This window comes from Neobacillus oceani, from assembly GCF_046237595.1.
In the GTDB taxonomy this organism is placed as follows: domain Bacteria; phylum Bacillota; class Bacilli; order Bacillales; family Cytobacillaceae; genus Bacillus_D; species Bacillus_D oceani.
In genome coordinates this window covers 2,530,857-2,546,449 of the sequence record NZ_CP143543.1, presented here as the reverse complement: position 1 = coordinate 2,546,449, position 15,593 = coordinate 2,530,857, and the positions used below count along the sequence as shown (strand labels likewise).

Genomic DNA, 15,593 nt, shown 5'->3' with positions numbered 1-15,593 from the left:
AATGACGTGAAGCAGGGGGAAGCACCTTATTTATCGCTGAAGAGTGTTAAAAAACAATACGGAAGCAGGATCGTCCTAGATGGAATCGATTTATCGGTTGCTCCCGGTGAATTTATTTCCATTGTCGGTAAAAGCGGTTGCGGGAAGAGCACGCTTTTGCGCTTAATCGCCGGACTTGAGGGACATGACATGGGAAGTATTTATGTTAAGGGAAAGGAACTGAAAGGATTAAATCCACAAGCCAGGATTATGTTTCAGGATGGACGGCTTCTTCCTTGGAAAAGTGTCCTAAAAAACATTGGGATAGGGCTCACTGGGCACTGGCAGGATAGAGCGCTGCACGCTCTTCGGAATGTGGGACTTGAGGACCGGAGCAAAGACTGGCCGTCAAAGCTTTCCGGTGGACAAAAACAGCGTGTCGCTCTGGCAAGGGCCCTTGTCCATGAACCGGACATTTTGCTTCTCGATGAACCGCTTGGAGCGCTTGATGCCTTGACCCGGATTGAAATGCAAGATTTGATTGAACGGATCTGGAGGGAAAAAGGGTTTACTGCAATCCTCGTTACACATGATGTGGAAGAAGCGGTGGCCATTGCCGATAGAGTCATCCTCATTGAAGCAGGGAAAATTGTCATGAACCGGACCATTGACCTTCCTCGCCCTAGGCAACGCGCCCAGCGTGCTTTTCATAACCACGTGGACGAAATATTAGAACGCATTCTTGGTCCAAATGGTGAAAACGGATTGAAATTGGTCGGAAAATAAAGTGGCATACGCGTTATACCGCTTTATTTCTTTTGGAGAATCGCAAAATCAATTAGTATTTACTTTCCGGGTTGAAACGTTATAATGAAATGGATATAGCATAGGGCAACAGACTGATAACATTTTGCTAGCAGCTAATAGCACAATGATAGGGGGTGGGTTTTTTGGTGGAGGATCAGCGTATTCAGCTGAATGTAAGGATTACAAAAGACGTATATGAAAAGTTGGATGAAATCGTGGCGTACTACCAGGAAAATACAAAGGTCGGAAGAATTTACAAAGGCGATGTGTTGATGGACATCATAGAAAAATCATACGAAGTTATGGAAAAGCAGAAAAGCAGGCAACGTTAAAAAATCCTTTAAAAAGGTTTCGTGATGGGGCGTATCAAAGTTACAGTCGCCCCATTCAAATTGCTTTTATGAGCCTACCGGAGAAGAATGCCCGAACATTTATAATACATTCTAAACTCATCCAACTCTAACGGGCCAAATACGGCTCTTTTTCTTTTCTGCCCAAGACAAATATTCCATTACTGGGTGAATTGGAACAGTATTCGCGCTCTGCAAAAACAGGATACTAATAACGGAATCCTTTCGCGGGATCCAATTTAATGGAAGAAGGTGGCCTGCACATGAATATGCAAATGGTTGCTTCCATTTTGCGGGGACTTACAAACCAAAGGCAGAGCAAAAGAATGTTTTGGGCATCGCTTATTGGCCTTGGAGTAAGTGCTACGGCAATAGGGCTTAGAAAGACCCGCTACCGTAATGTCCTTCCAAAGATTCAACAGGCTGCAGAACGGTTTATGGGCCCTATACCGCGCAACACCGCCTTGGCTGAATTTTCGAATGAATTTTTTCCGGATAAGGTGACAGGGAAACAGGGCAACCAATCGAATCAATAATCTGAAAAGCCGCTTAAGCGGCTTTTTTGGCATCCACAGTTTGTCCAAAGACTAAAGAAGAACAACTCAACCCAATGCTAAATTACCGCTCTCGCAAGATACATTTGTGGAGCAAAAAATCAGTCTTCAGAACTCGAACCTCCTGGCATTCCTTTGGGTTAAATAGACCCCGAACAGCAGTGGTAAGGAGTTCCTTCGGGCGTTAAACGATAATTTAATACCCGAACAGCGGTAGGCAACGGATCCCTCGGGCACTTGTTTTGTGTTGGTAACTTAACTTTAAAGGAGAATCTTCTTTATGCATTCATATTTAAGCGTTATACCTCTTCTTTTGATGTAAGCATGTACTAAACCGTTTTTTTACAAAAAGGCGTTGCACCATCCCGCGTCGGTAGGATTTTATGCATATTTGATTTAAAATGAAAAGCGATAGAATTTGCACGCTTAGGTCCGCGTGAATAAAGGAAGGTGATTGGTCTATGTTGCGTGACCATCTTAAGGAAAATCTCGATATCCTGTTTGTCGGCTTCAATCCCAGCCTGCTTTCAGGGGAAACCGGGCATCATTTTGCGAACCCGAACAACAGGTTTTGGAAAATCCTTTACAGTGCGTCAATCACACCGCGGCTATACAAACCTGAGGAGGACTGGCTCCTTCCAGAAATCCGCCTGGGACTTACGAATATTGTCGAGCGTCCGACTCGTGCTGCGGATGAAATTACAAAGGAAGAATACAGTCAGGGTAGAGTTGCGCTAAACGAAAAAATCAAGACCTGCAGACCGCTGATCGTCTGCTATGTTGGAAAAGGAGTGTATCAACAGTTTAGCCGGAAGAAAGAAATACCTTGGGGAATCCAGCCCGAGCCAATGGTTGCTGGCACCACAGACTTTGTCGCCCCTTCTTCAAGCGGGCTTGTCAGGATGCCGCTTGAAGAAATTGTGGAAATTTATAAGGAACTGCCGGGCCTTGTTTCCCGGCTAAGAGAAAAGTAAAAAGGCGCCTCCCAAAGGAAGCGCCCGCCTCTTCCGTCCGAACTGGTTAAGTGTCCCGCAACAAGCGATTGTCGGAAGAGGCAATGCAATTGTATCATTGGACGAGCGGTTTTTTCAAATACTCACCCCAATAGTTAAATACTTCATTCCGCCAATAAGAAATGGTATGATAGATGTTATCTGAAGTGAAGGAGATGTAATCATGGGAAAAAAAGGCGTTATCACAATGCAAAATGGTGAAAAAATTGAATTTGAATTATATCCGGAAGAAGCACCAGGAACAGTTGAAAACTTTGAAACCCTGGCCAACAAAGGATTTTACAATGGATTGACTTTCCACAGGGTGATTCCTGGTTTCGTAAGCCAGGGTGGGTGCCCTCATGGAACAGGAACGGGCGGCCCAGGGTACACAATTAAATGTGAAACAGAAGGAAATCCGCATAAGCATGTGGCCGGCGCGCTTTCAATGGCTCACGCGGGTAGAGATACAGGCGGAAGCCAGTTCTTTATTGTTCACGAGCCGCAGCCTCACCTTGATGGAGTTCACACAGTATTCGGGAAAGTTACATCTGGCCTGGAAACTGCAAAGTCGATGAGAAATGGCGATGTAATGGAAAAAGTTGAAGTTTTCGAAGACTAACAGCGGTGCCTAAAGGGCCTTCCGGTTTATCGCCGGATAGGCCTTTCTTTTTTGTTTAAGGGGGAGAATGACAATGAAGCTTGTATCCTGGAATGTAAATGGAATCCGGGCGTGCGTGAACAAAGGGTTTCTTGATTATTTCCGTGAAGTGGACGCCGATATTTTCTGCCTTCAGGAAACAAAGTGCCAAGACGGCCAAATCGTACTTGAATTGGAGGGATACCACCAATACTGGAACTATGCCGAGAAAAAAGGATATTCAGGAACAGCGGTTTTTACAAAAAGACAGCCTCTGTCCGTTCGTTATGGCCTTGGCTCGTCTGACAGTGAACCCGAAGGAAGGGTAATTACGCTAGAATATGAAGATTTTTTCCTTGTAAACGTGTACACTCCGAACTCCCAGCGTGACCTCGCACGACTTAGCTACAGGCTGGAGTGGGAAGATTCAATCAAAAGCCATTTGCTCACTTTGGAAGCGGAAAAGCCGGTCATCCTTTGCGGGGATTTGAACGTCGCCCATTCATGGATCGACCTGAAAAACCCTAAGTCGAATGTTGGAAATTCTGGCTTCACAGATGAAGAAAGGGCAAAAATGACCGAATTGCTTGAGGCTGGTTTTATCGACAGCTACCGGTATTTTTATCCTGACCGGGAAGGAGCCTACACGTGGTGGTCCTATATGAGCAAGGTCCGTGAACGGAATATCGGATGGCGCATCGATTATTTCATTATTTCAAAAAAGCTTGAGGAACGGCTGAAGGACGCTCATATTGATTGTTTTATCATGGGCAGCGACCATTGCCCTGTAATCTTGGAATTAAAATAAGGCAGGAACCAGAAACTCGGGTTCCTGCCCTTTTTTTGTATCTCGCCTATTCCAGTGAAATTTTATGGTTGTTTCCCTGCACACGAACCTTTTTGCAATTTTCTTTCAGCTAGGCGGGTAATGTACTAAAAACATATTTTGAATGGTGGGACCGCACGATGAATATTGTATGGTACAGGCGCGACCTGAGGGTGAACGATCATTTGCCTCTTTCTACTGCTGCAAAATACGGTGAAGTGCTTCCTTTGTATATTATTGAGCCTTCACTTTGGCAAGGGGGCATTTATTCTGCCCGGCATTACGCCTTTGTTTTCGAAAGCTTGGAGGAATTGTCCGTTCGACTTGCCGAAATGGGCGGTTGCCTTTTTGTAACAATTGGCGAGGCGGAAAATGTGTTCAGGAAATTGGAGGAAGCGTACGGCACAATCAAGGTCTTTTTTCATAAAGAAAAGGAGCTGTCGAAATCTATTAGATATCACTGTCTAGAAAAAATCGGGATTCCGTTCCAAGAGGCACCTTCCCTAAACGGTGAAAAAGCAACAATACAATCAAAAATGAAATGGATAAGAGTTTTGGAGGGAGAAAGTGAACTGGCACCGCCTAAATTGAAGCTTCCCGAAAGACTGCCCGATTGGCTATCCGAGCCGCTCGGAAAATTCCGCAACTATCACGTTCCCGGAGACTTGATTCCATTAGGCCAGCCAGGGGGAGAGCGGAAAGCGGAGGAAACACTTCAATCGTTTTTCAAGGGAAGGTACATGATGTATGAAGGGAAGGAGGAAGGTCTATTAAAGGCGTCGAATTATTCGAGTAGGTTGTCTCCTTACCTGGCCTGGGGGAATATTTCGGCCAAAACAGTTGTCAAAAAATCCTTGGGTGAATTAAAGGAAGCAAAAACGGAAGAAGCGCGTAAAGCGATAAATTCCTTTCTGGACAGTCTATATAGCCGGTTCCTTGCATACGGTAACAGCTTACCCCAAAAAAACCGACAATTAACCATTGAAGAGAAATCGTGGAATCGGGATGAACAGGAACGTATCCAGACAGGAAGAACCGGCATACCGATCATTGATGCTTCTGTTGTTTCATTAACGAAAACCGGCTGGCTTCCATACAGCCTTAGGGCTGTTTTAGCCACCTTTTTATGCAATGGACTGCAGTTGGATAAACAGCTGGTAAAGGAGTTTCTTGGAAGCCTTCTCCAGGATTATGATCCGTGCATTCTCGACCGTGAATTGGAATTATGCGCCTCTTTCTCCGGAAAGCGGATAACAGTGTACTTTCATCCTGTAAGGGCAGGAAAGAAGCTCGACAGCGATGGAGCATTTATCAAGAGGTACATCCCTGAATTAGCGAGCCTTCCGATAAAGTACGTGCATGAGCCTTGGCGGTATACAGGTTTTTACACTCTTGGATATCCGGTTCCGATGAAAGATCCGGATACCATTTTCAAGACTATCAAGCTATCTGCCCCGGCAGCGGAAAACAGGCCAAAAAAGTATCCCCAATCTTCCCCGGAGATTGGAGAGCAGTTAAGTATGGATTTATTCGACGAGTAGTATAACAAATTTACGCTGTTTTAAATGATTAACAAAATTTCTTCATTTATTTAATTTGAAAGTTTCCAATATCGCATTAATGTAATATACTAATTAAGAATAATGGTAACACATTTAAAGTAGTAAGCTTAATAACTTGTAAATGGTATGGCAGAATGGGGGTGTCCTAAATTAAACTGTCCAGACGGCAGGAGGAAATAATTGAGATCATTAAGGCTTCCGGGCCGATAACAGGTAAACAAATCGCCGAAAAGCTTTCACTTTCAAGGGCGGCGCTCAGGCCAGACTTGGCAATTCTCACAATGGCAGGAACCATTGACGCCCGGCCTAGAGTTGGATATTTCCTAAGTATGAACCCTTCTCCACCACCATTTGTACGTGGTACGGTACAAAAGTCTGTATCACAATACAAAGCCCATCCAATTGTAGTCCAAGCATCTGCTTCGGTTTACGAAGCGATCGTTCAGCTGTTTTTGGAGGATGTCGGTACTCTGTATGTGGTGGATGAAAGCGGCCATCTGGCTGGAGTCATTTCCAGGAAAGATTTGCTCCGCGCCTCTATAGGGACGAGGAGTCTGGAGGAAATACCGGTTAGCATTATCATGACTAGGATGCCGAATATAATCATGATTGGCCAGGACGAGACGCTTCTTGAAGCTGCTAGGAAAATGATGGAATTCCAAATTGATTCTCTTCCGGTAGTAAAAGAAGTTGATAAAACCACCCATACATATTCGGTCATCGGAAGAATCACCAAAACCACTATCGTAAAGGCATACCTTGAGATTGCGGGGCTGTGACCTTCGTAAGGAGTGAAAAAGACAATTGGCGGAAAAAGAAATTGTTTACGTTATATCTGATTCGGTCGGGGAAACAGCTGAAATGGTTGTAAAGGCAGTCGCGTCCCAATTCAATGGGGGGTATGTCGATATCCGAAGAAACTCATATGTTGAAGATACAGAAGATTTAGAGGATGCATTATTGCTAGCCAAGAAGGATATGTCGCTGATTGCCTACACTCTAGTTGTACCCTCCCTTAAGGAATACCTTGACAGAAGGGCGGCGGAGGAAGGGATTGTCGCTATTGACTTGCTGAACCCGCTCATGTCCGCGTTTGTTAAAAGGTTTAACAAAGAGCCACAGCATCGGCCGGGACTGATGAGAAAGCTCGATGATGAATATTTCAGGAAAGTCGAAGCGATAGAATTTGCTGTCAAGTATGACGACGGCCGCGACTCCCGGGGAATCGCAAAAGCTGATATTGTTTTGATTGGCGTTTCCCGTACTTCTAAGACACCTCTATCCATGTATCTGGCGCATCAGCGATACAAGGTGGCAAACGTACCGCTTGTTCCGGAAGTAGCTCCTCCAGATGAGATTTTTTCGCTTCAGAGGGGCAAATGTGTCGGACTTATCATTACGCCTGACAAACTTAATGCTATAAGGAAGGAACGGTTAAAAGCGCTTGGCCTTACTTCCCAGGCTAATTACGCGAGTTTTGAGCGGATATTGGAAGAGCTCGATTATGCGGAAAAAATTATGAAACGTGTAGGCTGCCCGGTGATCAACGTATCGAATAAGGCTGTAGAAGAAACAGCCAGCCTCATTGTGGATGTTCTTAAATTGGAAAGGAGCTCACAACGATGAAAAAATTTGTTTACTTATTTAATGAGGGCAATAGCGAAATGAAAGATTTGCTTGGCGGCAAGGGGGCCAACCTTGCCGAGATGACGCGGATTGGGCTGCCCGTTCCTTTTGGCATTACTATTTCAACTGAAGCATGCAATGCCTATTACGAATCAGGGGAAACGATTCCACACGAAGTAACCGACCAGGTTTTGCAGGCACTTGGAAAGCTGGAAGAAAGGATGGGCAAAAAACTTGGCGATCCGTCCAATCCATTGCTCGTATCTGTCCGTTCCGGTTCCAAATTCTCAATGCCCGGTATGATGGACACAATCCTGAATCTCGGACTGAACGATGAAACGGCTGAAGGCTTGGCCGCACTGACAAACAATCCCCGTTTCGTCTATGATTCATACAGAAGGTTCATCCAAATGTTCAGTGATGTCGTCCTTGATGTTGATGTGTTCTTTTTCGAACAATTCCTCGAGGAAGTACGCGAAAGTAAGGGTTATTCATCCGATCCTGAAATGAAGGCCGAGGATTGGACGGAAGTGATTAAGGGATACAAGAAAATTGTTGAGAAGCACACACGGAAACCGTTCCCTCAGGATCCCAAAGAGCAGCTGTTCCTTTCCATCAATGCGGTTTTCAATTCCTGGAACAACCAGCGCGCAATCGTCTACAGGCGCTTGAACAAAATCCCTGACCACCTCGGAACTGCCGTAAATATCCAAAGCATGGTTTTCGGGAATATGGGAAATGACTCCGGTACAGGCGTTGCCTTCACCCGCAACCCCTCCACAGGCGAATCGATTCTTTACGGAGAATATTTGATGAATGCACAGGGTGAGGATGTTGTCGCCGGAATCCGTACACCACGGCCGATTTCCGAACTTAATGCTGAAATGCCCGAAGTATACAGGCAGTTTGCCGAAACATGCAAAAACCTCGAAATGCATTACCTGGATATGCAGGATATCGAATTCACCATAGAAAAGGGGAACTTATATATCCTCCAAACCCGTACAGGTAAAAGAACAGCGCAGGCAGCCATCCGGATTGCGGTTGAAATGGTTGAAGAAGGGCTGATTTCAAAGGAGGAAGCACTGTTGCGCGTCGATCCTGATCAGCTCAACCAGCTTCTTCACCGTAGGATTGATGATAAATTCGAAAGGGTCAAGATTGCAAAGGGTCTTCCAGCATCTCCAGGCGCCGCGTCAGGTATCGTCGTTTTTGAAGCCGATGAGGCCGAAAGCCTTACAAAAGAAGGGAAAAAAGTTATCCTTGTCCGGCCGGAAACGACTCCGGATGATATTCATGGTATCATCTCCGCTCAAGCCGTTGTAACGAGCAGGGGTGGGATGACAAGCCACGCCGCTGTTGTTGCAAGGGGAATGGGTAAAGCATGCGTATGCGGCTGTGAAGAATTGAAAATCGATTTGAAGAACAGATTGTTTTCAGTTGGTGAAACGGTCGTAAATTATGGGGATATCATTACGATTGATGGAGGCACTGGAGAAATCATGCTTGGGGAAATCCCGATGATTGAGCCTGAACTTTCGGATGAGTTCAAACTCCTGCTTTCGTGGGCTGATGAAATCCGCGCCATCTCCGTTAGGGCAAATGGCGATAATCCTGTAGATGCCCGAAAGGCATTGGAGTTTGGCGCAGAGGGAATCGGCCTTGTCAGGACAGAGCATATGTTCATGGATGCAGCGAGGGTACCAATTGTACAGGAAATGATTCTGTCCGAAAGTTTTGAAGAGCGGAGTGCCGCACTCGAAAAACTTCTCCCGATGCAACAGGGCGATTTTGAAGGTATCTTCGAGGTCATGAAGGGACTTCCGGTTACAATCCGCTTACTTGATCCGCCGCTTCATGAGTTCATGCCGGATAAAGAGGAATTGCTCGTCGACATTACAAAACTGCAAATCCTTCAGCCGGATTCAGCAGAACTTAAGAAAAAGGAACAACTTCTCAGGAAGGTCCGCCAGCTTGAAGAATTTAACCCCATGCTTGGCCATAGGGGATGCCGGCTTGGGATGATCAATCCTGAAATATACATGATGCAGGCCAAAGCTATTTTCTATGCAGCCGCGGCTGTGGCTGAAAAAGGAATTACTGTGAAACCAGAAATCATGATCCCGCTCGTCGGCCACGTCCACGAGCTTAGGGAAATGCGTCAGCTTGTAATTGAAGCTGCTTCACAAATAAAAGAGGAATCTGGCAGGGATTTTGAATATACTGTTGGTACGATGATAGAAATACCGAGGGCTGCCCTTACGGCGGATGAAATCGCTTCCGAGGCCGATTTCTTCTCGTTCGGGACAAACGACTTGACCCAGACAACGTTTGGATACAGCCGTGATGACGCGGAGGGGAAATTCCTGCAAACGTATATCGAAAGGAAGGTATTGCCGGAAAATCCTTTTGCTGTCCTCGACCAGAATGGGGTTGGGAAGCTAGTCGAAATGGCCGTAAAGCTTGGCCGGACAACCAAGCCGTCCCTTAAAACGGGCATCTGCGGAGAGCATGGGGGAGAAAAGAGCTCAATCGATTTTTGTTTCAGGAAAGGGCTGGACTATGTCAGCTGTTCGCCATTCCGGGTGCCATTGGCGCGGCTTGCAGCTGCCCAGGCTACAATTCGGCACGGAAAAGCGGCCGAAACAGAGGTCATGAACATCTAAAAAACCAGTCTCCACAAATGCTTGATATTTCGTAAAAAATAGTTTATGATTTTCCTATCTTATAGGATAAGCATAAAGGGGAGTAGCTTTTACAGCAAAGTCGTCAATTCGGGGCACTGCCTCCGGCTTTGTTGGCAGCAGCCATGTTGTTAGCAAGACCTTTACCTGTCAAGGGTAAGGGTCTTTTCTGTCCAAAAAGGGCCCTTGCCAGTTGGCGGGGGCTCTCTCTTGTATAGGCGCCCATTACTGCCGTTTCGGCTGTGCTTTATTGAAGGCCATGATGGGCGGACTAAAACAAACCCGCTGCAGGAGTCAACGAAGGAGGAAACAAGAAATGGAATTTTTATCAATGGAATTTTTAACGGCATTAATGGCGATCGTCATGATCGACTTGGTGCTCGCTGGTGACAATGCGATCGTAATTGGCCTTGCCGCAAGGAACCTGCCAAAAAATCAGCAAAAAAAGGTCATCCTGTGGGGAACCGCAGGGGCCATTATCATTCGCTCGCTCGCGACGATTATTGTTGTATGGCTTTTAAAGATCCCAGGCCTTTTGTTGGTCGGCGGGGCTCTGCTCATTTGGATCGCAATCAAGCTATTGGTTGAGGACAAAGGGCATGATGTTAAAGCGGGAGGAAGCTTTTGGGCTGCCATAAGAACCATCATCATTGCCGATGCTCTTATGGGACTGGACAATGTTCTAGCGGTCGCGGGAGCAGCTCATGGAAACTTTGTCCTTGTCATCCTTGGCCTGCTTATTTCGGTGCCGATCGTAATTGGGGGAAGTACCCTCATATTGAAATGGGTCGACAGATTCCCGATCATCATTACAATAGGCGCAGGCGTACTTGGCTGGACGGCTTCAAAAATGATTGTGAGCGAGCCGTTTTTGAATGAATATTTTGCAAATCCTTTCGTAAAATATGGGTTTGAGCTTCTCATTGTAGCCGCCGTCATATTAATCGGCAGGGCCATCAAGCAAAAACAGCATAAGATGAGTGGGACTGCTTAAAGTTTCGCATTTTCAGGAACCAATCTTTATAATTGGTTCCTTTTTCTATAGTACTATCTAAAGAAGGAAATGATAAAAGTAAGGATCTGTGAAAAGGAGTAATATGATGGAAGAATTAAAAGCCGCGCACTCCGGAGCGGTTAAAAATACGAAGCGCAAAATATTAGAAGATATTTCGAAGTATATGGTGTCTCAGGAATCGATGCCTGCCTTTGAGCATTATTTGGTTGACAGGAATCAGTATATCGAACAGCTTTGGCTGAATGTCTGGTTAAACAAGGTAACAAATGGCATATCGAAAATGGGGAAAAAGGAATTTCTTGAAAGCAAAGGGATTGAAACGGAGGGTGTCGACCGGAAACTGATTAACCACGTGTTCAGGAATGAAATGAGGGAGTTTTCCCCTTTCAGTCCTGCGGAATGGCTCCACTCGGAATTGGAAGCGCAACCCGGGATGTGGGAGAATTTATACAACGAAGCTAGGGAACGTTTCAGGAAACAGGAGGAAGCGGCAAGAAAATTGGAGGAACGCGCGGTCCTTCTTCGTACAATGAGCGAGGCTGCCGAGCGAGTCCTCTTGGATAGCGAATCGCTCTTGTACCTTTATACAAGATATGAAGTTGCCCGCAAACTCCAAGCTGACATAAACACCGGAACCCGATATAAAAAAATCGATACGCTCGCGCTGGAAGAAAAGCTGATTAGCCAGGGTCGTTTCAGTCTGGCAGACTATCGGAGGGCGGGTGATTTTTTTGAAGAGCTGACAGGGGATATTCATAAAACGTTCTACCGGGGCAGGATGTTTTTTGAATATGAAACGTATTACTTTAAATACGAACGCGCCATTACCGGAATTGTCCTCAGGAATGCTTCCCGGCTTGTCTCGGAAAAATTGCCGGAGGGAGATTTTAAAGAATATTTGTCCCATGAACCGGAGGAAGGCGATGCAAGCAATCTTGCCGTTCTTGTTTCAGAAATGGCAGAGGAACTGGCGGATGATTTCCTTGAACGGGTTTCCGGAGAATATATCGAGGATTTGTTAAGGCTCGCAGCTATTCCATTTGACGCTGAAACACATAAGGCTATTTACGAATCCGATATGGCCATGGCGGAAGAACGGCTCGCCCGGGAAATAGCGGAAGCGGAACAGAAGGCGGCGGAAGAACAGCGAATGATTGACGAAGTATTCGGGAGCGAATACAGGCCCTCCACTGAGAGGAATGTTAAATACGTCCTTCATATCGGTGAAACGAATACCGGTAAAACACATCATGCACTTGAAGCCTTGAAAAGCGCGGAAAGCGGAATTTATCTTGCCCCGCTCAGGCTTTTGGCCCTTGAGGTCTTCGACAGGCTCAATGCCGAAGGAGTCCCGTGCTCGCTTAAAACCGGAGAGGAAGAAAAAGTGGAGCCAGGCGCGGCACATATTTCCTGCACGGTCGAAATGTTCCATGAGAAGGACTATTATGAAGTCGCTGTCATTGATGAGGCGCAAATGGTCGCGGATAAGGACCGCGGTTTTTCCTGGTACAAAGCGATTACCAAGACGAATGCGAAAGAGGTCCATATTATTGGTAGCTTCAATATTAAAAATATGGTCATAAAACTTCTCGGCAACGCGGAATACGAGTTAAAGGAATATAGGAGGGACGTGCCTCTGCATGTGGAAGAACAGGAATTTTCCCTGAAAAAAGCGAGGAAAGGCGACGCGTTAGTATGCTTTTCGAGGAAACAGGTCCTGGCTACCGCCGCAATCCTCCAGGGAAACGGCCATAAAGTCAGCATGATTTACGGCAGCATGCCTCCGGAAACAAGAAAAAAGCAAATGCAGCTTTTTATTTCGGGCCTGACTGGGATTGTTGTTTCAACAGATGCGATTGGAATGGGGTTGAACCTTCCTATTAGAAGAATTGTGTTTCTCGAAAATGAAAAATTTGATGGAACCGCCAGGCGGAGGCTGACTTCTCAGGAAGTCAAGCAAATCGCGGGAAGAGCCGGGCGGAAGGGAATTTACAATATTGGACGGGTCGCCTTTGTATCGGATGTTCAGAGGATGAAACGACTCCTTGAGGGAGAAGACCAGCAGGTAAAGGTTTTTGCAATCGCCCCTACAAGTGCGGTTTTTGAGCGCTTCCAAAAATACAGCCGAAGCCTTGGCGCCTTTTTCGAGCTTTGGGAAAAATTCGAGAGCCCGCCAGGAACAAAAAAGGCCGAACTCGCCGAAGAGAGGAGCAGGTATGAACTAATTGAAGGCACAATGATTGAACGGCGATATCCAATGATGGAGCTGTACGGGTTCCTGCATCTGCCATTTTCGGCAAAAGAGCCGCAACTGACAGAGCAATGGCTGGAGACTATGGCCGCCATTGCCGAGGGGAGGGAGCTCCCAGAGCCGCCAATCAAAAAACGGAGTCTTGAAGAGATGGAATTAACCTACAAGGCGATTGGCCTCCACCTTCTGTTCCTGTACAAGCTAGGAAAGAGGACGGAAGCGATTTATTGGGAACGGGTCCGTGAACAGGTAAGTGACAGTGTCCATGAGGAATTAAAAGATGTCACGAAAAGCCAGGGGAAAAAATGCCGCAATTGTGGGAAAAATTTACCCCTTGACTTTGCCTACCCTATTTGCGATCAATGCCATTCCGGCCAAAATAAGAGAAAAAACCATTCAAGGCGGGGCTGGAGGCAGAAGAGAAAATTTTGACGGAACAGGACGAAATTAGCGAACTTATGTTCGTAAAAAATAGGAAGATATGATATAATTAAACCAATCGGCGGTTCTTTAAGGGTGGGTAAAACGGTTATCAGAAACTTCCTTCAAAATTAAGAAGAAACTTTAAGCCTTTATTTTAGTACGGACATTCGATAGAATGTGAAAATTCCAATGGAAGGATTGCCGTAAGAGGATAAAGGTAGCCCAGGTAACTCCTGCCCTATGGTGCGCTCATTACGAGACCGAAAGACATAGGTGTTCGGAAGAAGGCTAAACCCTAGACCAGCGGAGGGTTGGACGAATTGTCTTTACTTAAGAATCTAAGACAAATGTTACAATAAGTTACGATTTTTAAGAGCTGGGCATGAACACTCCCCGAGAAAGGGGGTGATGCTTGATGACAGTTTTCCAGGGCCTGATGCTCGCGATTTCGTTTGCCAGCCTTATTGTAGCCGTACTGTCGGTGAACCAAAAAAAATAACCCACCCTTGAGCCGGCAAGCATAATGGGCGGGTTTTCGCTTTATCCCGATTCCACTTCCGGGAACCGTCGGTTAAGGGCCTGTGCATGCTGCAACATGCGCGGGCCTTTTTTTATTGTTTCATCATAGTTCATTATACCCGAAAAAAGGGAAAAAGAAAATAGAGGAGCACTTTTCGGGCCTGTTTAAAAAGGTTTTACCTTCAATCTTCTTTTTACCCATAAAGGTTTTGCCTAAAAAGGCTCCCATTTTATTTTGCGTGCCTCATTGTATCTTTTCTCCACTTCAAGCCAATTTACTACGTTCCACCAATTTTCAACATATTTTCCACGATTGTTTTCATATTGGAGGTAGTAGGCATGTTCCCAAACGTCTAGCGGAAGGAGCGGGATAACGTCCCACTGGCTGAGGTTTTGATGTTTTTCAGCCTGAAGGATCTCCAGGCGTCGCGGTCTTGGCGCCCAAACCAGGATGGCCCAGCCTGATCCTTCAACCCTTTTTGCGGCTTCTGAAAAATGAGCTTTGAACTTGTCAAACGACCCGAAGCTTTTTTCGATGCTTGCCAGCAGGTTTCTCTCTGGCCTGCCTCCCCCATGGGGACCCATCGCCTCCCAAAAAAGCGTGTGCAAATAATGGCCCGCTCCATGGAATGCTGCTTCCCTTTCCCAGTGCTTTAGTAAATCATAACGGTTCTCCTGCCTCGCTTGTTCCATTTCCTTTTCGGCTTTATTTAATCCATCCACATAGGATTGATGGTGCTGGGAATGATGGAGCAGCATGATTCTCCTGCTAATATAGGGCTCAAGAGCCTCATACCCATAGGGCAGGCGGGGAAGGGTATGCTTGCCGGCTGGAACGGAGACATCCGGAGAGGCTGGTCTGTATTGTTTGCCTTCGTTTAGTTCTTGCCACTGCCAGTATAGCTCCCATGCTGATTTTTCCAGCTCGATGGCTTCATCCCAATCAATTTCATCTTTCCTCGTGCTTGTTAGTTTTGATAAAAATAAATAAACTTCCTGTCTGAAATGGTATATCGATTTGTTTCCTGGAAAAATAGATAGATTCCTGTCTACCTCTTTCTCCAGAAGCCCAACCCATTCTATCAGGTCGTGCAAAAACGTTCCTTTTGCCTTTAATCCCCTCAAGAAAGTCCCCTCCCCCAATTCGTTTTCCTTCCAATTAGTATATTGTTCGGTTCTTAATGTTATGAGAAGTTTCAAAAAACTGAATTTTGGGTTTTGTCTATTTGTTTTTGGGGAAAGATAATAGGTCTCTCCTACTTACTGCTTGTACATACTTTTCCCAATCATAAATAATGAGCCCATATATTAAAGGTTTTCCCAAGGCTGGCGTCGAAACCAGATAATAGCATGTTTATGCAAATA

The 15,593-nt window shown here is 45.8% G+C and carries 14 protein-coding genes; 13 read left to right on the top strand and 1 reads right to left on the bottom strand.

Annotated features, from left to right (window positions below; all coding sequences use genetic code 11):
- Window positions 1-6: 6 nt before the first annotated feature.
- The 13 genes from V1499_RS12685 to V1499_RS12625 all read left to right on the top strand — a co-directional run bounded on the left by V1499_RS12685 (window position 7) and on the right by V1499_RS12625 (window position 14,208).
- Window positions 7-765 (top strand): ATP-binding cassette domain-containing protein, encoded by a 759-nt coding sequence (locus V1499_RS12685; RefSeq protein ID WP_409270282.1) that lies wholly within the window; start codon window positions 7-9, stop codon window positions 763-765.
- 164 nt (window positions 766-929) lie between these two features.
- On the top strand, window positions 930-1,118 hold the full coding sequence (locus tag V1499_RS12680; RefSeq protein ID WP_409270281.1) for a hypothetical protein: 189 nt from the start codon (window positions 930-932) through the stop codon (window positions 1,116-1,118).
- A gap of 281 nt (window positions 1,119-1,399) precedes the next feature.
- A complete protein-coding gene (locus V1499_RS12675) occupies window positions 1,400-1,672 on the top strand; it encodes a hypothetical protein (RefSeq protein ID WP_409270280.1) in 273 nt (90 codons plus the stop codon).
- 479 nt (window positions 1,673-2,151) lie between these two features.
- Window positions 2,152-2,664 carry a mismatch-specific DNA-glycosylase gene (locus tag V1499_RS12670; RefSeq protein ID WP_409270279.1) on the top strand — a complete coding sequence of 171 codons (513 nt, stop codon included), beginning with the start codon at window positions 2,152-2,154 and terminating at the stop codon, window positions 2,662-2,664.
- A gap of 202 nt (window positions 2,665-2,866) precedes the next feature.
- Window positions 2,867-3,304 carry a peptidylprolyl isomerase gene (locus V1499_RS12665; RefSeq protein WP_409270278.1) on the top strand — a complete coding sequence of 146 codons (438 nt, stop codon included), beginning with the start codon at window positions 2,867-2,869 and terminating at the stop codon, window positions 3,302-3,304.
- Window positions 3,305-3,377: 73 nt separating this feature from the next.
- Window positions 3,378-4,130, top strand: a complete 753-nt coding sequence (locus V1499_RS12660; RefSeq protein WP_409270277.1) for an exodeoxyribonuclease III — start codon at window positions 3,378-3,380, stop codon at window positions 4,128-4,130.
- Between the two features lie 158 nt (window positions 4,131-4,288).
- Complete coding sequence (locus tag V1499_RS12655; RefSeq protein WP_409270276.1) at window positions 4,289-5,689, top strand: FAD-binding domain-containing protein; 1,401 nt, start codon at window positions 4,289-4,291, stop codon at window positions 5,687-5,689.
- Window positions 5,690-5,865: 176 nt separating this feature from the next.
- Window positions 5,866-6,489: a helix-turn-helix transcriptional regulator gene (locus tag V1499_RS12650; protein ID WP_409276290.1), complete on the top strand. Its 624-nt coding sequence runs from the start codon at window positions 5,866-5,868 to the stop codon at window positions 6,487-6,489.
- Window positions 6,490-6,514: 25 nt separating this feature from the next.
- Window positions 6,515-7,336 carry a pyruvate, water dikinase regulatory protein gene (locus V1499_RS12645; protein WP_409270275.1) on the top strand — a complete coding sequence of 274 codons (822 nt, stop codon included), beginning with the start codon at window positions 6,515-6,517 and terminating at the stop codon, window positions 7,334-7,336.
- Window positions 7,333-10,002, top strand: coding sequence for a pyruvate, phosphate dikinase (ppdK, locus tag V1499_RS12640; RefSeq protein ID WP_409270274.1), 2,670 nt, complete (start codon window positions 7,333-7,335; stop codon window positions 10,000-10,002). The genes V1499_RS12645 and ppdK overlap by 4 nt, the downstream gene beginning before the upstream one ends.
- A 334-nt stretch (window positions 10,003-10,336) precedes the next feature.
- The gene (locus V1499_RS12635) at window positions 10,337-11,014 is read left to right on the top strand and encodes a TerC family protein (RefSeq protein WP_409270273.1); all 678 of its coding nucleotides are present in this window, start codon (window positions 10,337-10,339) and stop codon (window positions 11,012-11,014) included.
- Between the two features lie 106 nt (window positions 11,015-11,120).
- Window positions 11,121-13,718 (top strand): helicase-related protein, encoded by a 2,598-nt coding sequence (locus V1499_RS12630; protein WP_409270272.1) that lies wholly within the window; start codon window positions 11,121-11,123, stop codon window positions 13,716-13,718.
- 406 nt (window positions 13,719-14,124) lie between these two features.
- Window positions 14,125-14,208, top strand: a complete 84-nt coding sequence (locus V1499_RS12625; protein ID WP_222928849.1) for a putative holin-like toxin — start codon at window positions 14,125-14,127, stop codon at window positions 14,206-14,208.
- Window positions 14,209-14,441: 233 nt separating this feature from the next.
- Here V1499_RS12625 and V1499_RS12620 read toward each other — a convergent pair whose 3' ends face one another.
- A complete protein-coding gene (locus tag V1499_RS12620; protein ID WP_409270271.1) occupies window positions 14,442-15,353 on the bottom strand; it encodes a superoxide dismutase in 912 nt (303 codons plus the stop codon).
- Between the last annotated feature and the right edge of the window lie 240 nt (window positions 15,354-15,593).

Coding starts and splice junctions, on each gene's coding strand:
- V1499_RS12675 (WP_409270280.1), top strand. CDS start 1,400: ATGAATATGCAAATGGTTGCTTCCATTTTGCGGGGACTTACAAACCAA.
- V1499_RS12670 (WP_409270279.1), top strand. CDS start 2,152: ATGTTGCGTGACCATCTTAAGGAAAATCTCGATATCCTGTTTGTCGGC.
- V1499_RS12665 (WP_409270278.1), top strand. CDS start 2,867: ATGGGAAAAAAAGGCGTTATCACAATGCAAAATGGTGAAAAAATTGAA.
- V1499_RS12660 (WP_409270277.1), top strand. CDS start 3,378: ATGAAGCTTGTATCCTGGAATGTAAATGGAATCCGGGCGTGCGTGAAC.
- V1499_RS12655 (WP_409270276.1), top strand. CDS start 4,289: ATGAATATTGTATGGTACAGGCGCGACCTGAGGGTGAACGATCATTTG.
- ppdK (WP_409270274.1), top strand. CDS start 7,333: ATGAAAAAATTTGTTTACTTATTTAATGAGGGCAATAGCGAAATGAAA.
- V1499_RS12635 (WP_409270273.1), top strand. CDS start 10,337: ATGGAATTTTTATCAATGGAATTTTTAACGGCATTAATGGCGATCGTC.
- V1499_RS12630 (WP_409270272.1), top strand. CDS start 11,121: ATGGAAGAATTAAAAGCCGCGCACTCCGGAGCGGTTAAAAATACGAAG.
- V1499_RS12625 (WP_222928849.1), top strand. CDS start 14,125: ATGACAGTTTTCCAGGGCCTGATGCTCGCGATTTCGTTTGCCAGCCTT.